Annotated in this window: 23 protein-coding genes and 1 pseudogene; 3 read left to right on the top strand and 21 right to left on the bottom strand. The window is 62.6% G+C overall.

The window, feature by feature from the left end:
* The 13 genes and pseudogenes from ACIQ2A_RS18920 to ACIQ2A_RS18860 all read right to left on the bottom strand — a co-directional run.
* Window positions 1–144: pseudogene (locus tag ACIQ2A_RS18920) on the bottom strand (ABC transporter substrate-binding protein); the annotation flags it as partial.
* Window positions 141–1,235: an LLM class flavin-dependent oxidoreductase gene (locus ACIQ2A_RS18915; RefSeq protein WP_398482096.1), complete on the bottom strand. Its 1,095-nt coding sequence runs from the start codon at window positions 1,233–1,235 to the stop codon at window positions 141–143. The pseudogene ACIQ2A_RS18920 and the gene ACIQ2A_RS18915, both read right to left, overlap by 4 nt.
* A gap of 28 nt (window positions 1,236–1,263) precedes the next feature.
* Window positions 1,264–2,403, bottom strand: coding sequence for an acyl-CoA dehydrogenase family protein (locus ACIQ2A_RS18910; RefSeq protein ID WP_398482093.1), 1,140 nt, complete (start codon window positions 2,401–2,403; stop codon window positions 1,264–1,266).
* A gap of 170 nt (window positions 2,404–2,573) precedes the next feature.
* Entirely contained in the window at window positions 2,574–3,380 is an 807-nt protein-coding gene (locus ACIQ2A_RS18905; RefSeq protein WP_398482091.1) for an ABC transporter ATP-binding protein, read from the bottom strand.
* The gene (locus ACIQ2A_RS18900) at window positions 3,373–4,146 is read right to left on the bottom strand and encodes an ABC transporter permease (RefSeq protein ID WP_398482100.1); all 774 of its coding nucleotides are present in this window, start codon (window positions 4,144–4,146) and stop codon (window positions 3,373–3,375) included. The genes ACIQ2A_RS18905 and ACIQ2A_RS18900 overlap by 8 nt, the downstream gene beginning before the upstream one ends.
* A 115-nt stretch (window positions 4,147–4,261) precedes the next feature.
* A complete protein-coding gene (locus ACIQ2A_RS18895) occupies window positions 4,262–5,215 on the bottom strand; it encodes an ABC transporter substrate-binding protein (RefSeq protein WP_398482089.1) in 954 nt (317 codons plus the stop codon).
* Between the two features lie 115 nt (window positions 5,216–5,330).
* On the bottom strand, window positions 5,331–6,122 hold the full coding sequence (locus ACIQ2A_RS18890) for an ABC transporter ATP-binding protein (RefSeq protein ID WP_398482087.1): 792 nt from the start codon (window positions 6,120–6,122) through the stop codon (window positions 5,331–5,333).
* The gene (locus tag ACIQ2A_RS18885) at window positions 6,116–7,156 is read right to left on the bottom strand and encodes an ABC transporter permease (RefSeq protein WP_398482085.1); all 1,041 of its coding nucleotides are present in this window, start codon (window positions 7,154–7,156) and stop codon (window positions 6,116–6,118) included. Before ACIQ2A_RS18885 ends, ACIQ2A_RS18890 begins: the two co-directional genes overlap by 7 nt.
* Window positions 7,134–8,234, bottom strand: a complete 1,101-nt coding sequence (locus tag ACIQ2A_RS18880; RefSeq protein ID WP_398482083.1) for an ABC transporter substrate-binding protein — start codon at window positions 8,232–8,234, stop codon at window positions 7,134–7,136. Before ACIQ2A_RS18880 ends, ACIQ2A_RS18885 begins: the two co-directional genes overlap by 23 nt.
* Window positions 8,235–8,670: 436 nt before the next feature.
* The gene (locus ACIQ2A_RS18875; protein WP_398482081.1) at window positions 8,671–10,272 is read right to left on the bottom strand and encodes a sulfite reductase subunit alpha; all 1,602 of its coding nucleotides are present in this window, start codon (window positions 10,270–10,272) and stop codon (window positions 8,671–8,673) included.
* The gene (locus tag ACIQ2A_RS18870) at window positions 10,269–12,053 is read right to left on the bottom strand and encodes a NirA family protein (RefSeq protein ID WP_398482079.1); all 1,785 of its coding nucleotides are present in this window, start codon (window positions 12,051–12,053) and stop codon (window positions 10,269–10,271) included. Before ACIQ2A_RS18870 ends, ACIQ2A_RS18875 begins: the two co-directional genes overlap by 4 nt.
* A gap of 443 nt (window positions 12,054–12,496) precedes the next feature.
* The gene (locus ACIQ2A_RS18865) at window positions 12,497–13,666 is read right to left on the bottom strand and encodes a CmpA/NrtA family ABC transporter substrate-binding protein (protein ID WP_398482077.1); all 1,170 of its coding nucleotides are present in this window, start codon (window positions 13,664–13,666) and stop codon (window positions 12,497–12,499) included.
* On the bottom strand, window positions 13,663–14,250 hold the full coding sequence (locus ACIQ2A_RS18860) for an ANTAR domain-containing response regulator (protein ID WP_398482075.1): 588 nt from the start codon (window positions 14,248–14,250) through the stop codon (window positions 13,663–13,665). The genes ACIQ2A_RS18865 and ACIQ2A_RS18860 overlap by 4 nt, the downstream gene beginning before the upstream one ends.
* Window positions 14,251–14,359: 109 nt before the next feature.
* Between ACIQ2A_RS18860 and rimO the strand changes: the two genes are divergently transcribed.
* Window positions 14,360–15,688, top strand: coding sequence for a 30S ribosomal protein S12 methylthiotransferase RimO (gene rimO, locus ACIQ2A_RS18855; protein ID WP_398482072.1), 1,329 nt, complete (start codon window positions 14,360–14,362; stop codon window positions 15,686–15,688).
* Between the two features lie 141 nt (window positions 15,689–15,829).
* On the opposite strand, the gene ACIQ2A_RS18850 is transcribed toward rimO, so the two are convergent.
* The gene (locus ACIQ2A_RS18850; RefSeq protein WP_398482070.1) at window positions 15,830–16,804 is read right to left on the bottom strand and encodes a quinone oxidoreductase family protein; all 975 of its coding nucleotides are present in this window, start codon (window positions 16,802–16,804) and stop codon (window positions 15,830–15,832) included.
* A 65-nt stretch (window positions 16,805–16,869) separates the two neighbouring features.
* The gene (locus ACIQ2A_RS18845; RefSeq protein WP_398482068.1) at window positions 16,870–17,595 is read right to left on the bottom strand and encodes a TerC family protein; all 726 of its coding nucleotides are present in this window, start codon (window positions 17,593–17,595) and stop codon (window positions 16,870–16,872) included.
* A gap of 160 nt (window positions 17,596–17,755) precedes the next feature.
* Here ACIQ2A_RS18845 and ACIQ2A_RS18840 point away from each other — a divergent pair, with 160 nt between their 5' ends.
* Complete coding sequence (locus ACIQ2A_RS18840; RefSeq protein WP_398482098.1) at window positions 17,756–18,952, top strand: UbiH/UbiF family hydroxylase; 1,197 nt, start codon at window positions 17,756–17,758, stop codon at window positions 18,950–18,952.
* Here ACIQ2A_RS18840 and ACIQ2A_RS18835 read toward each other — a convergent pair.
* Window positions 18,949–19,902, bottom strand: coding sequence for an AEC family transporter (locus ACIQ2A_RS18835; RefSeq protein ID WP_398482066.1), 954 nt, complete (start codon window positions 19,900–19,902; stop codon window positions 18,949–18,951). The two genes, ACIQ2A_RS18840 and ACIQ2A_RS18835, sit on opposite strands and share 4 nt — an antisense overlap.
* 238 nt (window positions 19,903–20,140) lie before the next feature.
* On the opposite strand from ACIQ2A_RS18835, the gene ACIQ2A_RS18830 reads away from it, so the two are divergent.
* Window positions 20,141–20,413, top strand: coding sequence for a hypothetical protein (locus tag ACIQ2A_RS18830; RefSeq protein WP_398482064.1), 273 nt, complete (start codon window positions 20,141–20,143; stop codon window positions 20,411–20,413).
* Window positions 20,414–20,470: 57 nt separating this feature from the next.
* Here ACIQ2A_RS18830 and ACIQ2A_RS18825 read toward each other — a convergent pair whose 3' ends face one another.
* From ACIQ2A_RS18825 to ACIQ2A_RS18805, 5 genes are all read right to left on the bottom strand, one after another.
* Window positions 20,471–21,211: an ABC transporter ATP-binding protein gene (locus ACIQ2A_RS18825; protein ID WP_398482062.1), complete on the bottom strand. Its 741-nt coding sequence runs from the start codon at window positions 21,209–21,211 to the stop codon at window positions 20,471–20,473.
* A complete protein-coding gene (locus tag ACIQ2A_RS18820; RefSeq protein ID WP_398482060.1) occupies window positions 21,208–22,008 on the bottom strand; it encodes an ABC transporter ATP-binding protein in 801 nt (266 codons plus the stop codon). Before ACIQ2A_RS18820 ends, ACIQ2A_RS18825 begins: the two co-directional genes overlap by 4 nt.
* On the bottom strand, window positions 22,005–23,936 hold the full coding sequence (locus ACIQ2A_RS18815; RefSeq protein ID WP_398482057.1) for an ABC transporter permease: 1,932 nt from the start codon (window positions 23,934–23,936) through the stop codon (window positions 22,005–22,007). Before ACIQ2A_RS18815 ends, ACIQ2A_RS18820 begins: the two co-directional genes overlap by 4 nt.
* Window positions 23,937–24,020: 84 nt before the next feature.
* A complete protein-coding gene (locus ACIQ2A_RS18810; protein ID WP_398482055.1) occupies window positions 24,021–25,247 on the bottom strand; it encodes an ABC transporter substrate-binding protein in 1,227 nt (408 codons plus the stop codon).
* 136 nt (window positions 25,248–25,383) lie between these two features.
* Window positions 25,384–25,943 (bottom strand): FAD-dependent monooxygenase (locus ACIQ2A_RS18805; RefSeq protein WP_398482053.1); only part of this gene is annotated, 560 nt, incomplete at its 5' end.

Here is a 25,943-nt window from a genome sequence, read left to right as displayed (position 1 = left end):
AGGGACATCCTTCAGCACGCCGGATGCTTCCATCACCGCACGCGCATTGCCCTTCTGGTCCCCGACGATCAGCGTCGTCTCGGCATGGGCCGCCCCGGCGAAAGCCGCGAAGAGCAGACCGGCAGCAATGACAAGCCGTCTCATGCTGCAACAACTCCCTTGTCCGCAACGCGTGCAGCAATGAGCGCGCGCGTGGCGGGGATCAGTTCACGCCCGTAGTCGATGGCGTCGATGAGCGGATCGAAGCCACGGATCAGGAAATGACTGACACCGAGATCGTGGTAGTCGGCGAAGACCTCGGCGACCTGCTCGGGCGTACCGACCAGCGCGGTGGTATTGCTGTTGGCGCCGGTCAGCGCCGCCATCTCGGTCCACAGCCGCTTGTCGATGCGCGTGCCCTGCTCTGCCAGTGCCAGCAGACGCTTCGCGCCGGCGGTGGCATGACCATCGGCCGGCTTGCGATAGCCGGTCTTGTCCTGCAGGGCGGTCGCACGGGCGAGGATGTCGTCGGCCTTGGCCCAGGCCTTCTCCTCGGTCTCTGCAATGATCGGGCGCACAGAGAGGCTGAAGCGCGGCGCCGGGCGGCCATATTTCGCAGCGGCGGCCCGTACGCGACCGGTGACGTCGCGCACCTGGGCGTAGGACTCGCCCCACAGTGCAAACGTATCAGCATGCTTGCCGGACACGTCGATGGCCGCATCGGACGCACCGCCGACGAAGACATGGATCGGCACCGTCGGCTTCACCTGCGAAAAGCCGCCTTCGACCTGGTAATATTTGCCGTGATAGTCGAACGGCTTCTCGCTGGCCCATTCCTGCTTGATGATATCCAGCCATTCGCCGGTGCGGGCATAGCGCTCGTCCTTGTCATCCAGCGTATTGCCGTCCTGCCGCAGCTCCTTGGCATTGCCGCCGGTGATGACATGCAGCGAGACACGGCCGTGATGGAAATTCTCGATGGTTGCCAACTGGCGCGCCAGCACCGTCGGGGCGGTGAATCCCGGACGCTGTGCGATCATCACCTTCAGCTTCTCGGTGACACCAAGCGCGTGCTGCGCGACCTGCAGACCGTCCGGCGTGGTCGAATGGAAAGCGAGCAGAGCACGGTCGAAACCGGCGAGCTCATGTGCCTTGGCCACCGTCTCGATATAGGCGGGATCGAGAATCGGGCCGGAGCGCACGCGGGTTTCGGATGCGTCGTTGTTGGTGATGAAGCCGATGAATTCGACGGACATGTGTCTCTCCAATGTCGGATAGTGATTGTCAGAGCGCGAGCGCGCGGCAGCCTGCGATGGTGCGGATGCTGTCGTCCTGCGGCGTGTGCACGCGACCGCACAGGACATCGCGGTAATGCCGCTCAAGCGGATTGGCGCGGCTGAGGCCGTGATTGCTGGTCAAGGAGAGCGCATCCTCGACCGCCGCCACGGCATTGTTGGTCACGGTCATCTTGATGATATTCGCCTCGACGGGATCGAGGTCGCCGCCACGATCGATATCGGCAGCCAGTCCGCGGATAAGACGCGCATTGATGGCGAGCCTGGCCTCGATACCGCCGACGATCTCCTGGGCCCGCGGCAAGGTCGCCAGCGGCGCACCCAGGCTCGACGGCACCCGTGATTTCAGAAAGTCCAGCAGCCAGTCACGCGCCGCGCGCGCCACGCCGTCATAGAGCGAGCCGAGCAGCGCGGCCTGGATCGTCGCCTGCAGGACATCGGGCTTGCGCCAGTCCGCGGGCACACGCAGCTCGATGACATGGTCGTGCGGGATCAGCACGTCGGCGAAGATGACGTCATGGCTGCCGCTTGCGCGGAGGCCGAGATGATCCCAGGTCTCGACGATCGAGATACCCGGCAGCCCTGCGGGCACCAGGAACAGACCGACTTGCGGATCCGCGTCATCGGTCTTGGCGAAGACGCTGTACCATTTCAGGATCGGCGATCCCGTCGAATAGATCTTGCGGCCGGTCAGACGCCAGCCATCTACAGTTTGGCGGGCCACAGTGGCCGGCAGCCCGCCGCGCGACGGCGAACCCAGATCGGGCTCGACGCGCAATGTGTTGATCAGCGCGACCTCTCCGACATCCGGCACGATGCGGCGTATCAGATGCTCCGGCCACGGACTGCCGCGTGCAATCACCAGATGGTGCATGTAGTGCATGATCAGCACCAGTGCCGTCGCAGGGTCGGCCTGCCCCACAAGTCCGATCACGCGTGCCGCGTCGCTGATCGAAGCACCGCCCCCGCCGAATTTGCGCGCCACCGGGAAGGTCAGCAGCCCTGAATCGGCAAGGTCGCGAAAATTTTCGAACGGGAAACTCGCTGTCCGGTCATGCGCAGGTGCTCGTTCGGCAAAGCCGGATGTGAGCAATTTAACCCTGTCGATAATGCTGGGAACCGCGTCCATATCGTACTGCCTTCGGCTTCTCTGACATTAGAGAATGCCGTTCGGCAGGGGTTACAAGCGGTGACGGGAAATAACGACAGCGGGCCTGATGCGCATCGGACCTGCAGGTCAAAAATTCTACTTCGTATTACGGCGGGAGAATTTCATTCCGGGCTCTTTTGAGGACCGACTCAGGAGTCCGCAGCCGTATCGCGGCTACTGGCGATATGACTGGTCAGCTTCTGTGTCACCTCGCGCCGCAGGGTGTTGAACTCCGGCGAGGCCACGTCTCGCGGTCGCGGCAGGTCGATGTCGATCTCACAATCGATCCGGCCAGGCCCGGCCGACATCACGATCACCCGATCGGCCAGCATCACCGCCTCCTCCACCGAATGCGTGACGAAGATCACGGTCAGTCCGGTGGTGCGCCAGATCTCGACCAGCTCCTCCTGCAATTTGCTCCGGGTCAGCGCGTCGAGCGCGCCAAACGGCTCGTCCATCAGCAACACGTCGGTGTCATTGCTGAGCACACGCGCAATCGCGACGCGCTGTTTCATGCCGCCGGACAGCTGATGCGGATAACGATCGGCAAATGCGGTCAGCCCGACCATGGCCATGAATTTGTCGGTGATCTCCCGCACGACTTTCGAGGCCACGCGGCGATGCGTTGGACCGAAACCGATATTGTCGCGCACCGTGAGCCAGGGAAACAGCGCATAGTCCTGAAACACCATGCCGCGCTCGGGACCCGGCTTTTCGACCGGAAAGCCATACATCGTCACCGAGCCCTGCGTGGCCTTCTCGAAACCGGCGACGATACGCAGCAATGTGGATTTGCCGCAACCGGAGGCGCCGAGCAGGCAGACGAACTCACCCTTGCGGATACTCAGACTGACGCCACGCAGGGCTTCAACCGGACCGTTCGAGGCGTGATAGAATTTCTGTACACCGTCGATCTCCAGGATTGGCGGCGCCACACTGGTGGGTTGATCAAGCATGGTGCTGCGGGCTCCAGCGCAGGAAGTAGTTGCTGAGCATCAGCAGGATCCGATCCGACAGAAAACCAGTGATGCCGATGATGATCATGCCGGTGATCACGAGATCGGTGCGCGACAGGGTGCGGCCATCCATGATCACGGCACCAAGCCCTTCGGGCACGCCGGTCATCTCGCCCACCACGATGAGGATCCACGCAAAACCAGCGCCGAGGCGCAGGCCGTTGAAGATGCTCGGCAGCGCCGCCGGCAGCACGACCGACCGAAATTGTTGTGCGCCGCTGCAACCCAGCATCTCGGCTGCCTCGAACAATCGGGCATCGACGGATCGTACGCCGAAGACGGTGTTGAGCAGGATCGGAAAGAACGCGCCAAGGAAGACGAGGAAGATCGCCGCCCGCGGACCGAGGCCGAAGAAGATCATCGACAACGGCAGCCACGCCGTCACCGGGATCGGTCGCAGCAGTGACAGCGTTGGATCGAGCAGCGAACGGAGCAGAGGCATGCGGCCGATCATCAGACCGAGTGGAATGCCGACCACTGCCGCACACAGGAACCCGCCATAGACTCGCTGCACGCTCTTCCAGAAATGGATCGGCAGGCTCGCGCTGTAGGCGTCGTCATAAATGCCGCCAAAGGCGAAATCCCAAATCATGATGGCAACGCCGGATGGCGGCGGCACCAGCCGCGTGCCGGTCCAGCGCACCATCACGTGCCAGACCAGCAACAGGAGCGCCGGCACGATCAGGCCGAGCGCGACGATGCGCATCCGCCGCAGCGCCTCGCCGCCCGGCCTGGTCACAGCGACCGGCAAATCTCCCGTTTGTACGAGATCGATACGCTCGGGCGCGGTGGTCGTCGTCGATTGCAAGCTCACGATGCGCTCACGTGGCCGCCAGCGCCTTGACGAAGCTCGCATCGATGAAGGTCTTGTAGTCCGGCTGCTGGCGGATCTGCTTCTTGGCCAGCATCTGGCTGCCGTAATACTCCGCCTGCTTCATGAACTGGTCGTCGATGTTCCAGGTCAGCTCGACATTCGGCGCAGCCTTCTCGATCGACGGCTTCTGCTGGCCAAGCTTCTGCATGGCGATGGCGATGAACGCCTCGCGGTCCTTCATGGCGTATTCGCTGGCGGCGCGATGGGTCTTCAGCAGCGCCTTGATGAGTTCCGGGTCCTTCTCGATCAGCTCCCGGCGCGTGGTCAGCACCATGTTCAGCGAGCCGGTCGGTGTGGTATAGGGATATTCGACGATCTGGCCAACGCCATTGGCGAGGCTGATGCCCGGCCCGGGCTCGGCGCCCACATAGGCGTCGATATCGCCACGTGCAAGCGCGGGCGCCATGTCGCTGAAGGAGAGCCTGACCGCCTCGACATCCTTGACGGTCATTCCTTCGGCGGCCAGCCGGTCAAGGATCACCACCTCCTGGGTCGAGCCGGGCAGGATGGCGACCTTCTTGCCTTTCAGGTCCTTGATCGCATTGATGCCGGAATCCTTCTTGGCGACCACGGCCATGCCGCGATTGCAGGCAGCCGCGATCACCACGATGGGCTCGCCATTGGCGCCACCAAGCGTCGCAGCCGCGAAGCCGAAAATGCCGAAATCGACCGTGCCTGTCGCGACCGCGTTCTTGCCATCGGTCGGCGTCTCGAACGGAATGACCTCGAACTTGACGCCGGCCGGCGCGAATTTCTCATAGAAATACGGTGTCACGCCGTGAATAAGCTTCAGCGTGCCGATCTTGACCGTACGATCGGCAGCGAATGCACTGATGCTGGTCGTCGATAGAGCAACGGCGCTCGCCGTCAGGCGGATGAAATCTCGTCGGCTGGTGCGCATGGTACTTCCTCGGGCTGCACGGACAGGTCACCCGAGGTGTATGCAACAAACATGCCTTGCCTCTGCAGCCGGCAGTGGAAATGGCAGCGGAGCTACACGCCGCCATCCATTGAGGTCACCAGGTCGCGTCGAGGCCGAGCAAACCAAGAATCTCGCGCCGTAGCTCCGCCAGATGCGGATCGCCGCGGTGGCGCGGATATGGGCGATCGACGGTGATGTCCGCCTTCACTTGCGCCGGACGATCGCTGAACACGATCACGCGATTGGCGAGGAACAGTGCTTCCTCAACGTCATGCGTCACCAGGAGCCCGGTGAAACCGTTGCGCTGCCACAGCGAAACGAGCTCCGACTGCATGGTGAGCCGCGTCAGCGAATCGAGTTTGCCGAGCGGCTCGTCGAGGATGAGAATGCGCGGGTCATTGACCAGCGCCCGTGCCAGCGCAACCCGCTGCGCCATGCCGCCGGACAACTGGTGCGGATAGGCCTTCGCGAAGCCGCCGAGACCGACAAGGTCGATGGCCTTGTCGACCCGGTGGCGTTGCGTCTTCAACAGGCCCTGTGCTTCCAGACCGAGCGCGACATTGTCCCAGACCGTGCGCCAGGGAAACAGCGTCGGATCCTGAAACACGACCACGCGCGACGGATAGGGCCCGGTGATGGCGACGCCGTCCTCCGCCAGCGTGCCGGCGCGCGGCGGCTCGAGGCCGGCGACAAGCCGCAGCAACGTGGACTTGCCGCAGCCGGACGGGCCAAGCAACGCCACGAACTCGCCGGGCGCGACCCTGATGCTCACATCGTCGAGCACCGGCAGCGCGGCGCCGTCGATATCGAAAGCGTGGCTGACATTCTCGATGTCGAGCGACGCGCCCGTCGGTTCGGGCTGGAATGCTTTTGCAGCGGCTACCATTTCACCACCCCCTTCTGCCAGACGAGCAGACGATCGCGAACGCGAAACAGCAGTGTGATCGCGCCGGAGCAAAGCAGCGACATCACGATCAGCGCCGCATACATGTTGTTGTAGGAGGCCCAGCCCTGCGCCCATTGCAGATACCAGCCAAGCCCCGCCTTGACGCCGATCATCTCGGCGACGACCAGCACGGCGAATGATGCGCCGAGCCCCATGAACAGGCCGACGAAGACATGCGGCAACGCTGCGGGGATCGCCACTTTGGTAACGAGGAAGGACGGCTTTGCACCGAGTGTCCGCGCGACGTCGTAATAGGCAGTGCTGACGCTGGCAACGCCAGACCATGTGAGCACGGTCACCGGGAATCCCGTCGCAAGCGCGATCAGGAAGGTCGATGCGCTCCAGCTCGATGGAAAGGTGAAGAAGGCGATCGGCAGCCAGGCTGTCGCCGGCAGCGGACCGATGAAGCGCAGGATCGGATGCACCCAGTAGCCGGCAAGCCGCGACCAGCCGATGGAGACGCCGGTGAGGAAACCGACGACAGCGCCGATGAAGTAACCGCCGAGTTGCAGCTTCACCGAGGCGAACACGCTGTCGAGCAGCTTTGGCGCGTCGTCGGTATAGACCTCGACGATCGACTGCGGCGGCGGGAAGAACGGCAGCGGCAGCCAGCCGAATTTGGCGGTGGCGAGCTCCCACAAGGTCAGGAATACACCAAGCGCAAGCAGCCAGGGCGCGCGCTTCTGCACACCCTCGCCGAATTTACCGAGCGCCGCATGTGCCGTCGTCGCGACGAGGATCAAGGCGGCGACGGCGAAGGCCACATAGGCGACCGCTTCGGTGCGCGACCAGTCGCCGATATCGGGCCAATGCAGGCTTGCATAACCGAAAGCCAGCCAGGCGAGCCCTGCCCCGACGCCGGACCATGTCGGCCGGAGCCTGCCTGCGAATGTCAGGCCGCTGTCGCCCGCAATCGCAAGGCTTTCGCGGTCCGCGCTGACCGGCGCGATATCAGACGCGGAATACGTCGGCATAGATGCGCTCCGCGAATTTGGCGGTGTCAGTGTTCGGTTTGAAGACAGAGACCGTCTTCAGCTCGTCCGCATAGGTCTTCAGCTCGCGCTTGAGCTGATCGCCGACCGGATGGTGGTGATGGGTGTGATACTTCACCATCGCCAGCAGATCGTCGGGCGTCGCCGCCTTCGGCGCATAAGGCTGGAACGCCTTTGCCGCCTTGTCCGGATTCTGCGCGGCGAACATCGCGGCATCGAGCAGCGACTGCGTCAGCGCCCGCGCGACCAGCGGCTCCTGCCGGATCAGGCTGCCGCGCACGCCGACGATGCAGCAGCTGATGTCGCGGTAGGGACCGTCGAGATTGGAACCGACCTCCTTGAACTCACCATCCTTGAGCCAGAGATAGGCCAGCGGATCGGAGGCGAGACCGACCTGCGCCTCGCCCTTCTGCACGGCCAGCTGCACGAGATTGCCGGGGAATTGACGGAATTCGACATCCTTGTCCGGATTCAGCCCAATCTTGGCCAGCTGCACGGCGAAGAAGTTCTTGTCAGGGCCGGCCATGTCGCCGACCGCGATCACCTTGCCCTTGAAGTCGGCAACGCCCTTGATGTCGGATTTGGCCGGCACGAAGGCGCGCAGGCAGCCGCCATGGGTGCCGGCGACGATCTTGACGTCAAAGCCCTGCTCCAGCGGCTTGAGCCAGCGCAGCGCCATGCCGACACCCGCATCGGACTTGCCCGTGGCGATTGCTTCCAGCAGCTGATCGGTAGAGCCGCTATAATTGACGAGCTCGACATCGAGATTCTGCTTGGCAAAGAAACCGTGTTCGATGGCAACCGCCAGAGGTGCAAGGCAGACCGCGCCGGCATTCCATGACAGCTTCAGCTTCCGCGGCGCGCCGGTGAGCGCCGACGTATCGGACGATGCCTTGCAGATCGGGAATTCGGAGAAATCGATCGGCGAGATTGGCTTGAACGGAAAGGCCTGCGCGGCGCCCCAGGCGCCCAGAGGTGCCGCGAATGCGGCTGCAGCGCTTGCGCCGAGCAGCGCACGGCGGTTCATCACGGCGGCGCGTTTGTGGTCATCGTCGGACATGTCGTCTCCTGCTTGGCGAAAGGCACAGCACGGCCCCTGAGCGCAACGCATGACGTTGCAGCTCGCGCTGATGCGATGGTGAAAGAGCTGAAAGGATGACGGCACGAGCGTCTTGCGACTCCCGCGCCGGCTTTGTTGATGGTGTCAGGATGACGCGGCGCAAGGCGCGGGGTCAATGAAATGGAATTTTGAATGTCGCGGGACTTGGAGAGATTATCTCCAGAGATCGCCATTTAAGGAGTGCGCTACAGCGATCTCGATACAGCCATTCTCTGCAGCCGGGAGCTGACAGACATTTAATTTCAGAGGTCGTCCCCGCGCAGGCGGGGACCCATAGCCTCCGAAACAGAGGATCTGTCGGGGGCTGAGCTACACCTGCCTGAGCCTACTTTAGTCCGTTCGCGTGTATGGGTCCCCGCCTGCGCGGGGACGACGATCAGTACACGTCGAGTTGGAAGCGCCCCTTCTTCTTCAGCTCGCTGACAAATGTCACGGCTTCGTCGATCGATCGTGCACCATGCTGCGCGGTGACATCGACGAGCGCGCGCTCGACGTCCTTGGCCATGCGCTTGGCATCGCCGCAGACATAGACATGGGCGCCTTCGGCGAGCCACGTCCACAGATCGCGCCCGACCTCGCGCATGCGATCCTGCACGTAGAACTTCTCGCCGGTGTCGCGCGACCACGCAAGCGACAGGCGCGTGAGAAATCCGTCATTCTTCATGCCGTTGAGTTCATCGGCATAGAAGAAATCCGAGGCACTGCGCTGATGGCCGAAGAACAGCCAGTTCTTGCCCGGCGCATTGACCGCCTTCCGGTCATGCAGGAAGGCACGGAACGGCGCGATGCCGGTGCCCGGCCCAACCATGATGATCGGGGTCTCCGGATCCTCGGGCAGCGCAAAGCCATGGGCCTTCTGCACATAGACCTTCAGTTCGTCGCCCGGCTTGATGCGGTCGGCGAGAAAGCTGGAGGCCAGGCCATGCCGCTTGCGCTTGCCGATCACGTAACGGACCGCATCGACGGTGAGCGACAGTTTTCCCGGTGTTGCGTTATGCGAGGACGAGATCGAGTAAAGCCGCGGCTGCAGCGGCTCCAGGGCCTCGATGAAGGCTTCCGGATGCGGACGCACACTCGGAAACTTCTGCAGCGCCGCCATCACATCCAGCGTCGCGGCATCGCCATCCGGATCCTCGCCCTGCGCCAGCGCGCGCGCCTTGGCGCGATGGGCACCGCCGGTGAGATAGGACATCAGCTCGAACAGACTGTCCGGCGCTGGCGCCAGCGAGACGTCGTGCTGCAGCACCTCGCGCAGCGTCTTGCCGCGGACCTCAGTCGTGTGTGAAGCGCCGAGCAGTGCGATGATCTGATCGACATGGCCGAGATCGTTGCTGGCGAAAATGCCAAAACTGTCGCCGACCACGTAATCGAGCCCGCAGCCGGACAGATCGAAATCGATATGCCAGGTTTCCTTCTCCGAGCCCGCGCCATTGAGCAGGCGACGGCCGAGGAAGATCGCGGGCGCGGGATTGTCACGCGAGCGGCCGAGTGTGGATGGATCGGGCGCTGCAGCCTCAACCGGCTCAGCCGGCTTGGCGGCCGGCGCAGCACCGCCCGCCGCGGGCGCCTTGTCGAGCTCTTCATAGAGCGACTTCAGCATCCGCGCGGTTTCCTTGCCGCCGGGGACGCAGAGATTGAGACGCGGCTCGGCCTTGCTGGCGATGGCGTCGGAATAGTCGTTGCAGTTATAGCCGCACTGGCCGCAATCCTGCTGCGCCATCGCCGCCATCATCTTGCGCCGGACGGGCTTGCCTTCGGCGAGTTTCATGCGGTCGCCAATGGGCATGGTCTGGTCATGCCACGGCGCGCCGTCGTCCTCTTCCATGATCGCGGCGCCCTGATCCGCTGACAGCGGCGTTGCCGGAGCGTCGGACAACAGGCCGGCAAAGAAGCCATTCAGCCACGAGCGCTGTGCTTCCGAGAACGGCGCCGAGGACGGGATGATGTCGAGTTTGGGAGGTGTCACCATCTGGTTCATGCAGAGACCTCGTCAGCGAGCTTGCGCAGCGCGGCTGCATCATGGCGGCGCGAGAATGTGAGGAAGGTTTCGTCCGGCGAGGCCCGGTTCGCGAGATAGGCTTTCAGCAGCTTTTCCACGACGGCCGGTGCGTCTTCGGATTTGACGTTCTGATAGAGCTCCTGCCCCACATCGGCCTGTGGCCCGAAACCGCCGCCGGTGAAGATATGAAAACCATCGACAGCGTCGTCGCTATCCTCGACCTGCACCCGCGCACCGATCATGCCGATATCGCTGATATAATGCTGCGCGCAGGAGTGATGGCAGCCGGTGAGATGGATGTTGATCGGCGTGTCCACCTCGACACGCGTATCGCACCATTCGGCGATATTGGTGGCGGTCCGCTTGGTGTCGGCATTGCCGAACTTGCAACCGGCGCGACCAGTGCAGGCGATCAGGCCGGCGCGGATTTCCGTGGTCTTCACAGCGAGTCCGATGGCCTCGATGGCCGCAATCGCCAGCGCGACATTGGCGTCCTTGACGCCGGGAATGAGCAGGTTCTGCCACACAGTCAGGCGGATATCGCCATCGCCGAGATCGGACGCTATTTTTGCGAGGCCGCGCATCTGGTCAGAGGTCATCTTGCCAAGGGGCAGCACGACCCCGATCCAGTTGAGCCCGTCCTGCTTCTGCCTGTGCACGCCGAGATGCGCGGTGCGATCGAAGGTCGGCCGCGGCAGCAGCGCTTCCGGCGCAATGCGCGTGAATGGCGCGCCGAGTTTCTCCTCGACGAGGACGAGAAACTTCTCCATGCCCATGCCGTCGATGACATATTTCAGCCGTGCCTTGAGCCGGTTGGTGCGGTCACCGAGATCGATGAACACGCGCACGATGGCATCCGACACCCTCGTCGCGTCTTCCGGCTTCACAATGATGCCGGTGTCGGCGGCAAAATCCTTGTGGCCGGTGATGCCGCCGATACCGAGCTTGAACCAGACGCCTGGCGCGACGCCAAAGCCGTCCTTCACCTCGACGGCCTGAAAGGCGATGTCATTGGTGTCTTCCAGCACCGCGATCTTCCCGGCGCCGTCGAAGGCGACATTGAATTTTCGCGGCAGGCCGTAGAGCGATCGATCGTTGAGGATGTGATAGTGCCACTCGCGCGCATAGGGCCGGGTGTCGAGCAGTTCCTGCGGATCGATGCCGGCGGTCGGCGTGCCCGTGACATTGCGGATATTGTCGGCGCCGGAGCCGCGCGAGCACAGGCCGAGATCCTGGATTCCCTCGATCAGTCGCACCGCGTTTTTCGGCGGGATCTCGCGGACCTGCAGATTGGCGCGCGTGGTGACGTGGCTGAAAGGCCCGCACAATTCGTCGCTGAGATCGGCGAGGCCCGACAACTGCCAGTGCTTCATGATCCCGTTCGGAATGCGCAGGCGCGACATGTAGGAATCCTGCGTCGGCCCGACATAGAAAATGCCGTAATAACGCCAGCGGAAATTGTCCGCCGGCGTCGGCCGCGCATCATTCGCGGCCTGTTCGCGCAGCCGTGGATAAGCGTCGAAAGGATGTTCCTCGCGCTTCCACTTTTCCTGATCGACCAGCTTCTTGCCGGCGGCCGTGGTGCGATCCTGCGCCTTGATATGCGAGGCATCGGGGCCGGTCGGCTCACTGCTTCCCTTGCCGCCTGTTCCGCCACCGAGACCTTTGCCCACGCGGCTAATCTGCAGGCCGGTGGTAAAACCTTCGAGATAGCGCTTCTGCTCGTCGGAGAAGTCGATGGAGAGCGGTTCGATTTTCATGCGGCGACGAAGCTCCTGCGGGGCAACGGGATGCGACGGACGAGACCGCTCCACATCAGCCCGACCGTTTCTGGCCGCTTTGAAATGGAGGACGGTCCGATCAGCCTCGTTGCTGCGGAAATCCATCTGGAATGGCCGGCAGACATCAGCGGGTGCCGGCGGATTAGAGACATTCAAGTCTCATGCCAGCCTCAAATTTTCAGATTTCGTCGTCATTTCAATATCTTAAGCGAATCAGGAAGTGCTGCACGACGAGCCGATGCGGACTTGTTGCACTGCACGCACAATAATTAGGCGGCGCCTATTCTCCGACCCTTATGGTGAGGAGGCGCGCAGCGCCGTCTCGAACCATGCGTTCGCCGGGCTCTGAGTCTTGCGGCCATCCTTCGAGACGCGGCCCAAAAGGCCGCTCCGCAGGATGAGGGCGCGTGTGACGGGAAGCTCTACCCCTTCAGATGTGCGATCTCGAACGCCGCGAGATGCGCCTCGATCTTGGCCGGATCGAAAGCCGGCCCGGCAAAGGCCCCGACGGGATCGCCGGCGTTATCATCGCCACCACCCGGCTTGCCGATCGCCGCATCATAGAGATCGGGCCGGAACACCGCCTTTGCCGTGGCCAGCGCTTCCGGGCTGATCGTCGTCTGGCCCCAGCGGACCATCTGCGCATACAGCCATGCCGCCTGTGCCGGATCGGGTCGCCCGGCGCTTTCGCGGCCGACCAGCAGATAACGCTCGCTCTCGCGCCAGGTGCCATCCGGCGAGATTTTCAGTTTGCCATCCAGCGTCCGCTGCAGCACCTCCGGCGATACGCCGATATGTTCGGGCTTGGCGAGAATGGCCGTCACCTCGTCGCGGTTCTCCGGTGCTTCGATGAAGGCCGCAGCCGCCACATGGGCACGCGTCAGTGCCGCCACGACGTCCGGGTTCTTGTCCGCCCAGACCTGCCGGATCGCGAGCACCTTTTCGGCGGCACGCTGCAGGATGTCGGAGGCGAAATGCAGGATATGGCCGATGCCGAGATCGACAGCGACCGAGTTCCAGGGCGCACCGACACAGAACGCATCCACATGCCCATTGGCCAGGCTGTCCACCATGTAAGGCGGCGGCAACACCACGAGGCGCACGTCCTCGTCGGGATCGACGCCACCCGCGGCCATCCAGAAACGAAGCTGGTAATTGTGCGTCGAGAACGGGAAGGTCATGCCGAAAGTCAGCGGATCCGCTCCTGCCCGTTCACGCGCAACGACCACGCGGTTGAGCGCCTGCGCAGTTGCCATGGGGTCGGTGGGATCGCCATCAAGCTCCGACATGATCGCTGCATGCAGCGCCGGCGACACCGTGATGGCGTTGCCATTGATGCCGAGATTGAACGGCGCCACGATCGGCACCTTCACATGACCAAGCCCGAGGCTGGACGCGATGGCGACCGGGGCCAACAGATGCGCGGCCTCGAACAGGCCGATATTGAGCTTGTCGCGGACATTCGACCACGACACTTCGCGGACCAGCTCGACGTCGAGCCCCTCGTTCCTGGCAAACCCCTTGTCCACGGCCACGATCAGCGCGGCAGCGTCGACCAGCGGAATGAAACCGATACGAAGCGGATGGGTCATTTCAAAAGCTCCGCTGCGGTGATGATCGATTGCGCGATCTCGCCGATCTTCTTCTTCTCGCGCATCGCCGTCGAGCGCAGCAGCACATAGGCCTCGTCTTCGGTAAGGCCCTTGAGCTTCATCACGATGCCCTTGGCGCGGTCGATGATCTTGCGCTCCTCCAGCGCCGACTTGGTGCGCTCCAACTCGTCCTGCAGCTTGGAGAAGGCGTTGAAGCGCGAGATACAGAGATCGAGGATCGGCTTGATCCGTTCCTTCTTCAACCCGTCCACGATGTAGGAAGATACCCCCGCATCCACCGAAGCCCGCGCCGATTCGGCATCGCTCTGGTCCACGAACATGGCAACCGGCCGGCGCACGGCGCGGGACACCTGGAACATTTGTTCCAGCACGTCACGGCTGGGATTTTCAAGATCGATCAGGATGACGTCAGGATCGAGCTGGTACACGCGGGCCAGCAGATTCTGCATTTCCCGAATGTGATGGACATCGCCATAACCGGCCTCGCGCAGCCCCTCTTCGAGGATCGCGGCCCGGATCGGGCTTTCATCGACAATGACGATCTTGGGTGACTTGTCGGGCATCGGGCACTCGGCTGGATACCACTTCATAGCATGCGGCGCTGCGGCATAAAGCCTTGTATTTATAGGCAAATGGGACTACTTGCTGCCGTTCAATCAGGCAGATCGAATAATGCAACAGGCCGCCGCGCCCAAAATTTCGTTTGTGTCCCTGGGATGCCCCAAGGCCTTGGTGGATTCCGAGCGCATCATCACGCGCCTGCGCGCCGAAGGCTATGAGCTCGCCCGCAAGCATGACGGTGCCGACGTCGTCATCGTCAATACCTGCGGCTTCCTCGACAGCGCCAAGCAGGAATCGCTGGGCGCCATCGGCGAGGCCATGGCCGCCAATGGCAAGGTGATCGTCACCGGCTGCATGGGCGCCGAGCCCGAGCAGATCGAGGCCGCCTATCCCAATGTGCTGTCGATCACAGGTCCGCAGCAATATGAGAGCGTGCTGGACGCCGTGCATCGTGCGCTGCCGCCGGTGCACAATCCGCATCTCGATCTGGTGCCGCCGCAGGGCATCAAACTGACGCCGCGGCACTATGCCTATCTGAAGATTTCCGAAGGCTGCAACAATCGCTGCACCTTCTGCATCATCCCCAAGCTGCGCGGCGATCTGGTGTCGCGCTCGGCGAAGGATGTGCTGCTCGAAGCCGAAAAGCTGGTCAAGGCCGGCGTCAAAGAACTGCTGGTGGTGTCGCAGGATACCTCGGCCTACGGCGTCGACATCAAATATGCCGAAAGCGAGTGGAAAGACCGTAGCGTCCGCGCCAAGTTCTACGATCTCGCCAAGGAGCTCGGTGAACTCGGCGCCTGGGTGCGGCTGCAATATGTGTATCCCTACCCGCATGTCGATGAGGTGATCGGCCTGATGACGCCGGGCAGCAATGTGCTGCCTTATCTCGACATCCCGTTCCAGCACGCGGCGCCAAACGTGCTGAAGGCGATGAAGCGTCCGGCCGCGCAGGACAAGACCCTCGGCCGCATCAAGGCGTGGCGCGAGCAGTGCCCGGACCTCGTGTTGCGCTCGACCTTCATCGTCGGCTTTCCCGGCGAGACCGAGGATGATTTCCAGTATCTGCTCGACTGGCTGGACGAAGCCCAGATCGACCGCGTCGGCGCGTTCAAATACGAGCCGGTGGCCGGTGCGGTGTCGAATGCGATCGGCCAGGATGTGCCGGACGAGCTGAAGCAGCAGCGCTGGAACGCGCTGATGGAGCGCCAGCAGAAGATCTCGGCCCGGCGCCTCAAGCGCAAGGTCGGCACGCGCCAGCAAGTGATCATCGATGAGGTTGGCCCGACCGTCTCCAAGGGCCGCTCGAAGGCGGATGCTCCGGATATCGATGGTGCGGTGTATGTGACCGCACGCCGACCGCTGAAGGTCGGCGAGATTGTGACCGCCAAGATCGAACGTGCGGACAATTACGATCTGCACGGGACGGTGGCGGGGTTCTAACAACACCCCCCGCCCTCATCCTGAGGAGCCGCAAAGCGGCGTCTCGAAGGATGGCCGCAAGCTCGACGCCCAGCCAGCTCATGGTTCGAGACGCGGCCAAGTGGCCGCTCCATACCATGAGGGCAGAGAAACGGGCCCTGATCACACCTTCAGGATCACAGCACCCGTCGTCTTCCGGGCTTCCAGATCCGTATGCGCCTTGGCGGCATCCTTCAGCGCATAGGCGTGATTGATCGGCACATGCAGCTTGCCGTCGATCACCGCGGAGAACAGCGTGTCGGCGCCCTCCAGCAGATCCTTGCGCTTGGCCACGTAGTCGTTCAGCTTCGGCCGTGTCGCAAACAGCGAGCCGTGATTGTTCAGCTCGGCGATGGCAAAGGGCGGCACCGGTCCCGACGCATTGCCGAACGATACCCACAGGCCCAGCGGCTTCAGGCATGACAGCGAGCCCGGAAACGTGGTCTTGCCGACGCCGTCATAGACGACATCGCAGAGTTCGCCGCGCGTGATCTGCTTGACGCGATCGACGAAGTTTTCCTCGTTGTAATAGATGACGTGATCGCAGCCATTGGCGAGCGCCAGCTCGCCCTTCTCCTTGGAGCCCACGGTGCCGATCACATGCGCGCCCATGGCCTTGGCCCACTGGCACGCCAATAGCCCGATGCCGCCGGCTGCTGCATGGATCAATACGCGGTGATGCGGCTCGACCTTGAAGGTCTTGTGCAGGAGATACCAGACCGTGAGGCCCTTGAGCATCAGCACGGCGCCCTGCTCGTGGGTGATGCGATCCGGCAGCTTCACCAGCCGATCGGCGGCGAAGACGCGCTCCGTGGCATAGCTGCCGAGCGCGGAATAATAGGCGACGCGATCGCCGGGATGAAAGCCGGTGACGCCCGGCCCGACGCTGACCACCTCGCCGGACGCTTCATTGCCGGCGATGAAAGGCAGCTGCGGCGCCTTGTAAAGACCGGTGCGAAAATAGGTGTCGATGAAATTGACGCCGATGGCGTGCTGGCGGATGCGGACTTCGCCGGCGCCCGGCGCGGGCACTTCGACATCCTCATAGGTCAGCACTTCGGGTCCGCCAACCTGATGGACGCGCACGGCCTTCGTCATCGTTCGATCTCCCTGAATGACTTTGGCGACAAGCGATACCAACCGCCGGGAGATGTCAACCGCAGCTAGCCCGTGCGCTTGCGGCGGTTGCGCTTGGCCAGGATATTGAACAATTCCACGGCCGCCGAGAACAGGATGGCGAAGTAGATGTAGCCGCGCGGAATATGGAATTTGAATCCATCCGCCACCAGTGACACCCCGATCAGCACCAGGAAAGCCAGCGCCAGCATTTTCGTGGTCGGATAAGCCGCGACGAAGCGCGCCACCGGGCCGGACGACACATACATCACCGCGCAGGCGATGATCACGGCGGCTACCATGATCTCGATACGGTCTGCCATGCCGATGGCGGTGATGATGCTGTCGAGCGAGAACACGAGATCAACGATCACGACTTGAAGGATAACCCAGGCAAAGGCGTTGGCCGCCGGCTTTTCATTGCCGTGCCCTTCCCGCGCCTCCACCTCGGCGTGGATCTCATGGGTCGCCTTGGCGATCAGGAACAGGCCGCCGCCGATCAGGATTAAGTCGCGCCACGACAAAGCGAAACCAAACGCCGTAACCACCGGAGCGGTCAGCCCAATCAGCCAAACCAGAATGCTCAGCAACGCGATGCGGAAGACCAGCGCCAGCGCGAGACCGATCTGCCGCGCCCGCCTGGCCTGATCCGGGGGCAATCGCGCGACCAGCACCGACAGAAAGATCACATTGTCGATGCCGAGCACGATTTCGAGTGCGGTCAGCGTCAGGAGCGCAGCCCAGGCTTCGGGGCTGGAGAACAGTTCGATCATGACGGTCACCGTCGCGCGAGCACAGGAAATGAAGGGCTAACAGGATTCCTTGACGATTGTCATGTTGCGGCGCGCGGCGTTCAGCCGCCAGGGGCCGATGGAACGTTTTCGCGATGCGTCATGGCTTGAAAATACCATCGCAAAGGTCGATTGTCCCGGCATGACCGAGACATTCGTTTCCCCTTTTGACGTCGCCATTGTCGGCGGTGGCCCGGCCGGCCTCGCCGCCGCGCTTGCCGTAGCCGAGACCGGCGCCCGCACCGCATTGCTCGCTAGCCGCGCGTCCTATGCGGACAATCGCACCACTGCTTTGCTCGGCGGCTCCGTGGATTTCCTGAACGGACTTGGCGTCTGGCAGCGCTGCGCCGACAAGGCTGCAGCGCTCACGACGATGCGCCTCGTTGACGACACCAACCGCCTCATCCGCGCGCCCGAAGTGAAATTCGTCTCGGACGAAATCGGTCTCGACACCTTCGGCTACAATATCGAGAACCGCGAACTCGTTGCCGCGATGGAAGCGCGCGCCGCCGAGCTGACAAATCTCACCCGCATCGAAGACGACGCTGTCTCCGTGCATCCCGGCGATGCGCAGGTCGCCATCATGACCGCCCAGGGCCAAACCGTCCTGGCCCGTCTTGCCGTCGGCGCCGATGGCCGCCAGTCCATTTGTCGTGACGCCGCCGGCATCACTGCGAACCGCCGCCAACTCGATCAGGTGGCGATCACCTTCAATGTCGGCCACACACGGCCGCATCGACACGTCTCGACAGAATTCCATACGCCACACGGCCCCTGCGTGTTCGTGCCACTGCCGGGCGATCGCTCCAGCATCGTCTGGATCAACAAGCCCAGTGACGCCGACCGCCTGATGGCGCTCAGCGACGACGCGCTGTCCCTCGCCGTCGAAAAGCAGTCGCATTCCATTCTCGGTCGACTCACCGTCGAGCCCGGCCGCCATCGCTTCCCGCTCGGCATCGGCGCCCCGCGTGACCTCGCAAGGAACCGCATCGTGCTGGTCGGCGATGCCGCCCATGTGGTGCCGCCGATCGGCGCACAGGGCCTCAATCTCGGTCTGCGCGATGCATCCGATCTCGCCGAGCTGGTGCGCGACGCAGGGATTGCCGGCGAAGATATTGGGGCGCCCGATGTGATCGCGCGCTATGCCCGCAAGCGCCGCACCGACATCACCTCGCGCACCTTCGCCATCGACATGGCCAATCGCTCGCTGCTCAATGACCTGCTGCCGGTCCAGCTGATCCGCGCCGCCGGCATGCACGCCATGGGCGCCATCGGGCCGTTACGCAGGCTCGCCATGCGCGAAGGATTGTCGCCGAGCTGGCGCAAGAGCGCGTCTTAAGGAAACGCGATCTGGCCTGACTTCAGGAAATACATCACTGACGTCAGCGTCAGCACGGACACGAATGTGCCGAGCAGCACGGCGACCGAGGCCGGCTCGATCCAGCTGTCATATTGCCGCGCGATCACGAACACATTGAGTGCCGGCGGCAGCGATGCAAGCAGCACGGCAGTAGCGGCCCAGACCGGCGGAAACGGCCCGAGCGCCAGCATCAGGCCGAACACGATCAGCGGATGCAGCAGCAGCTTGATCGCGATCAGGCCCGGAATTTCCCACGGCACCCGCCCCAGCGGCCGTAATGCGACCGTGACGCCGAGTGCGAACAGCGCGACAGGCGCCGCCGAGTTTTGCAGGAACAGCAGCATTCCATCCACAGCCACCGGCATCTGGATGTGAAACGCTGCCACGGCCGCGCCGAGATAGGCAGCGACGATCAACGGATGAAGTACGATGTGCTTGATGACGATGCCGATGGTCGGCAGCAGCGGCCGTTTTTCCGGCGCCGTCAGCGCCATCATCAGCGGCGCAATCGAGAACAGGAAGATACTATCGAAGCAGAATACCAGCGCCGTCGGCACCGCCGCCGATGGCCCGAGCACGGCCAGCGCAAGGCCCGGTCCCATATAGCCGATATTGCCATAGCCACCTGCAAGGCCCGCCATTCCCGCCTCTCGCATGGTCAAGCGACCAAGAAATTTGCCGGTGCCGACCGAGAGGAAGAACGCCGTCGCTGTGGCCAGCGTCGTGCCGATCACGAAAGGCAGATTGTTGAGTTCCTCGAACGGCGTCTTCGCCATGATGCGAAAGAACAGCGCCGGCAGCGATACATAGAGGAGAAAGAAGTTCATCCAGGCAAGGCCCGCCTCGGGCAAGCTCTTCACCTTACCACAGGCGAAACCGATGAAGATCAACCCGAAATAAGGCAGTGCGAGATTGAGGACGTCCATCATGAGGTGGCGTTCGCCTTGTTATTCTAAGTCGTAGGAAACACCCAAAATCGGCGACCTTAAGAGCCAATCTCATGCTGTTTGTAGGAATTAACGCCCGTTTTCAAGTTTTATCGTCAGTGACGCGTTCCCCGAGGCAATACCGCGTTGGCCTTTCCATCAATTGCCCCCTTCGGCTGCAAACCGGCAATGCGCATTCAAGCGCGTCCCGCAAGAGGATGGCACCGATGGATCCCTTTCAATGGCAGACGACCGATTGGCACGTTGCTTGCTCCCGTTTTTGATCGCGCATTACGCGCCGCTTCGGCTGGAGCACACAATGACGCCGACAAAAGCCATAACCCTGCGATCAATCTTCCTGCGGTTTTTCGAGGCCTGTTACGGACATCAGATTGCCGCGGAATACGATCAGATCAATCCCAAACGCGATGGCGCGCAAGATTCGTATCTGGCCATCTGGTCAACGTCAGGCGAGTATCATGGCAACCTGCACAATAACAGGCCAGGTGAGTGACGCCGTCGACGCCAGCGCAAGGAATCGACGCCGAACAATCGTCAGGTCATTGACTAGCTAGACACTGAGATAGGCACGCTGGATATCTTCGTTACGCGCCAGATCCTGCATGGACCCCTCATACATGATCTGGCCTTTTTCCAGGACATAAGCGCGGTCGGACACCAGACGCGCGAAATGGAAGTTCTGCTCGGACAGCAGGATGCTCGCCCCCCGCGCCTTCAGCGCCAGGATCATATGCGCCATCTGCTCGACGATCACCGGCGCCACGCCCTCGGAGGGCTCGTCGAGAAGCACCAGCAGCGGATTACCCATCAGCGTGCGGGCGACCGTCAGCATCTGCTGCTCGCCACCACTCATTTGGCCGCCACGGCGATTCTGCATCTGGCCGAGATTTGGAAACAGTTCGTAGAGTGCGTCCGGAGTCCAGTTCAATGCCGGCGTTCCGTCCGGCCAGTGACGCGGCGCCTGCTTGCCGGTTTCGAGATTCTCGGTCACCGTCAGGTCGGCAAACACCCTGCGATCCTCCGGCACGAAACCGAGTCCCATCCGCGCGACCTGAAACGGCGCCTTGCCGCCGATATCCTGCCCCAGGAAACTGATCTGTCCCTTGCAGCGCGACAGCAAGCCCATGATCGATTTCAACGTGGTGGATTTGCCGGCGCCGTTCCGCCCCATCAGCGAGATGACTTCGCCGCGCCGCACGTTGAGCGCGACGTCGAACAGGATGTGAGCTGCGCCATACCAGGCGTTGAGCCCGGAGACTTCGAGCAGGGTCGGACTTGCAGATGTCGTCATGCGGGGATCCTTGCGTCAGCGACGGCCGCTTCCGGCGGATGTTCGAATGTCAGGCCATTGCCGAAATAGACTTCCTTGACCTTGGCGTGATTACGGATCGCATCTGCGTCGCCTTCAGCGATCAGCTTGCCGCGGGCCAGCACGATGATCCGGTCGGCATGGGCGAACACGACGTCCATGCTGTGCTCGGTGAACAGCACGGCCATGCCGCGCTCCACCACCAGCCGCTTCGTCAAGGCCATCAGTTCGTTCCGCTCGCGCGGCGCCATGCCGGCTGTTGGCTCATCCATCAACAACAGCTTTGGATCATTGGCCAGCGCCATCGCCAGTTCGACGCGCTTGACGTCGCCGTAAGCAAGCTCGCTGCAGGGCCGATCGGCCTGGGTGTCCATGCCGACGCGTTCGAGCAGCGCGAGCGCCTCGCCGCGATAACGGCTCGCCGCAGGACGCCAGAGCGAGAACAGCTGGCGGTGATGCGACATCACCGCCATCTGTACATTTTCGATCACCGTGAAGGAGGCAAATGTCGCTGCGATCTGGAAGGTGCGCCCGACGCCGAGGCGCCAGATGGCGCGCGGCTGCATGCGCGTCAGCTCCTGCCCGGCAAAACGCACCGACCCGCCGGAGGCGCGCAGCTGACCGTTGACCATGTTGAACGTGGTCGATTTGCCTGCACCGTTGGGGCCGATCAATGCGAGGAATTCACCGGGATGAAGATCGAAGGTGATGCCGTCCACGGCGCGCACGCCGTCGAACGCCTTGTAGAGATCACGGACTTCCAGCAGCGCGCCGCTCATGTCAGCTTCTCCTTCCCGACGATGCCAGGGGCCGGGCGATATTGCTGCCACAGCGCTTCGATCTGGCGCGAAATACCGGACAGACCTTCCGGGAAAGCGAGCACCAGGAACAGAATGATGCCGCCGAACAGAGCCCTCCAATATTCTGTCGAGCGCATCACCCAATCCTGCAAGACACCAAACACGCTCGCACCGATCACCGGCCCGGTCAGCGTCTGAATGCCGCCCAGCAGAACCATGACCAGTCCATCGATGGATTTGCTGACTGAGATCACATCTGGCGACACGCTGCCTTTCGAGAAGATGTAGAGCGTACCGGCCAACCCGCCGAACACACCGGCAATCACGAAAGCCATCCATTGGATCAGCTTCACATCGATGCCGATCGCCTCGGCGCGCAGCGAGGAGTCGCGCCCTGCCCTGAGCGCGTATCCGAATGGCGCAAATACGAAGCGGCGCAACGCATAGGCGGAGATCCCGACCAGAACGAGGGTCAGGTAGTAATAATTCGCGCCGGTCAGCCACTCCGCCGGCCACACACCCACCATGCCATTGGAGCCGCCGGTGACGGCGTCCCACTGGAACACGATCGACCACACGATCTGCGAGAAGGCGAGCGTCAGCATCGCGAGATAGACGCCAGACAGCCGCACACAGAACCAGCCGAACAACAGTGCACCGACGCCGGCCACCAGAGGCGCGATCATCAGGGCGAGCGGCATGGGCATAAGTAGCATCTTGACCAGCACAGCCGCACCATAGGCGCCGAGGCCGTAATAGGCAGAATGCCCGAAGGAGTGCATGCCGCCCGGCCCCATCATGAAATGCAGGCTGACCGCAAACAACACGGCGATCAGAACGTCCTGGCCGAGCACGGCGGCATAAGGCAGCCACTGGCCAAGCAATGGCAGCACGGCCATGATCAGGAATCCGGCGACGACCATCATGCGAAACTGGGCTGACCCCGGCCGCAGCGGCGCTTCGACCGGCGCCGAATTGCGACTGGCGGCCTGCGGTCGTCCCATCAGTCCCCATGGTCGCACCACCAGGACGACGGCCATGATCAGGAATTCGACCACCAGCGTCAGCTTCGAAAAGGAAATCTCGATGCCGGCCAGATGAACCGTGCCGATGCCGATACAGATCGCCTTGACCTCGGCGATCAACAACGCAGCCAGAAAAGCACCCGGGATCGAGCCCATGCCACCCACCACAACGACCACGAAGGCGTCGCCGATGGTCGAGATATCGACACCGAGGCTGGCCGGCTGGCGCGGCAACTGAACTGCGCCGCCAAGCCCGGCCAGCATGCAGCCGAGTGCAAACACGCCGGTGAACAGCCAGGCCTGATTGACGCCGAGTGCGCCAAGCATCTCGCGGTCATGCGTGGCCGCCCGCACCATAATGCCCCAGCGCGTCCTGGTGAGCAGCATCCAGAGCAGTCCGAATACGGCGGGACCGATCACGATCAGAAACAGATTGTAGCTCGGATAGGCACGGCCAAACAGCTGGACAGCGCCCTCCAGTCCCGGCGCACGACGACCGAGCAGATCCTCCGGCCCCCAGATCCACAGCGCCGCGTCATTGAAGACAAGAACCAGCGCGAAGGTGGCCAGCAGCTGAAACAGTTCAGGTGCCTTGTAAATCCGGCGCAGCAGCAGAATTTCCACCAGCGCGCCAAGCAGTCCCACGGCGAGCGCCGCCAGCAGTATGGCAGCCCAGAAGCCGATCGATCGCCAGGAGCCGACGCCGATCCGCTCGATCAGCGAATAGGCCACATACATGCCCAGCATGAAAAACGAGCCATGGGCAAAATTGACGATCCGTGTGACGCCGAAAATCAACGACAGGCCGACGGCCACCAGGAACAGCGCCGAGGCACCGGCCAGGCCGTTTAGCAGTTGGGCCAAGAAGGCAGAAATATCCATGGCAATCTCGCTCGGGACAAGATGAGGCGCGTGTTGCGCTCAAGAACGTCCGGGCGCCCTCGCGGGAGGACGCCCGGTATCAGGTCAGTCAGTGGCGGGACGCAGCTTGCGCACTTCGTCATCCGAGGGCAGCAGCTTGTCGCCCGGCGCGTAGTGATAATTGACCATCACGCCTTTGCCGTCCTCGACGGCGAGCTTGCCGACATACAGACCCCAGGTGGCCTGGTGGTCGATCTTGCGGAAGCTCATCTTGCCATCGGGCGTATCGAAATCCAGACCTTCGAACGCCTTGACCATCGACTCGCTGTCAGTCTTGCCACCCGACGCCGCGACGCCGGCTGCAATCGCCTTGATCGTCGAATAGCCGATGATCGAACCGAAACGCAGATTCTCCTTGCCGTACTTCTTCTGGTATTCGGTGAGGAACGCCTGATGCGCCGGCGTCTTGATGCTGTACCAGGGATAACCGGTCACCAGCCAGTTTTTCGGGATCTCGTCGCGCAACGGCTCGAGATATTCGGGCTGGCCGGTGATGATGCTGAACACCGGCATCTGCTCGCCAAGGAAGCCTCGCGTGTTGCCTTCACGGACAAACTGCGCAAGGTCGGAGCCGAACAGCGCGTTGAAGACACCGTCGGGCTTGGCGTCGGCCAGCGCCTGGATCACGCTGCCGGCGTCGATCTTGTTGAAGGGCGGCGCCTGCTCGGCGACGAATTCAACGTCAGGCTGCTTTTCCTTCATCAGCTTCTTGAAGACGGATGCGGCCGAGGTCCCGAATTCATAGTTCGGATAGACCAGCGCCCAACGCTTCTTTTTCAGCTTCACCGCCTCATCGACCAGCGAGGCGACCAGCATGTAGGTCGAGGAGTCCAGGCGGAACGTGTATTTGTTGCCGACGCTCCAGACGATGTTGTCGCTGAGCGCCTCGGTGATCAGCATGAAGCGCTTCTTCTGCTTGGCATAGTCGGTAAGCGCGGTACCGATATGGGCATAGAAGGCGCCGGCGAGGATATCGACCTTCTCGCGCGTGACCAGGTCTTCGGCCTGGCGGATGGCTTCGCCGGGATTGGCATTGTCATCGCGGGTAATCAGCTCGAGCTTGCGCCCGGCGACGCCACCGGCGGCATTGATCTGATCAATCGCCAGCATCATGCCCTTTTTGTAGCCGTCGGTGAATACAGGCTGGGACTTGTAGCTGTTGATCTCGCCGATCTTGATGGGCTCCTGAGCGTGGGCCGAGAACGAGGCGCCAATGGCGAGCGTGGCCAGGCCGGACAATAAGACGTGTCGCAAACGCACTTGTTTAGTCATGACTTCCCTTCTCCTGTGAACAGTAAAATTTCAAACGCTGGCATTTTCTTGGAATCAAATGTTGGAGCGGCGCCGCGATCGACCGCGCGGCCTGCACTCACATCGGTCTGACGCACGCTATGCAGTTTGCGTGCCTTCAGGATGCCGCGCTCAGAACCGGACGCTGGTCAAAGCGCTCCCGGCAGGTGCGGGCATCATATTGGTAGACCCACTCGGCCTTGATCCCGACCGCGTTGGGGTTCTCCGCCTGCTCGCGTTTAAAGGCGAGATCGCGCGCGCGTAACTCCTCGGGCGACGACAGATGATAGGTGCGGCCGCGTTCGCGCGCCTCGAGCTGCACGCGTGTGGTGCGCGGGCGACGCTCGGCTTCATACGCATCGAGTGCCGCGTCGAGCGCAGCCGGTCCAAAATGGCTCAGCGCCTGGGCCAGCACATAACCATCCTCGACGGCCATCGCGGCGCCCTGCGACAGGAATGGCAGCATTGGATGCGCGGCATCGCCGAGCAACGTGACATTGCCGAGCGACCAGCGCTGCATCGGATCACGATCGAACAAGCCCCATTTGTAGATCTGGTCGGGATTGGTGAGCTCGAACAGCTTGATCAGGTTGTCGTGCCAGCCGGCAAAACCGTCGAGCAATTCCTGCTGGCTGCTCTTGATGGTCCAAGATTCCTCGACCCAGCCGTGGTTCTCGT

The organism is Tardiphaga sp. (genome assembly GCF_044336785.1).
Classification (GTDB): domain Bacteria; phylum Pseudomonadota; class Alphaproteobacteria; order Rhizobiales; family Xanthobacteraceae; genus Tardiphaga.
Note: the sequence above shows the minus strand (reverse complement) of the source record. Positions and strands in the feature narration are given on the sequence as shown.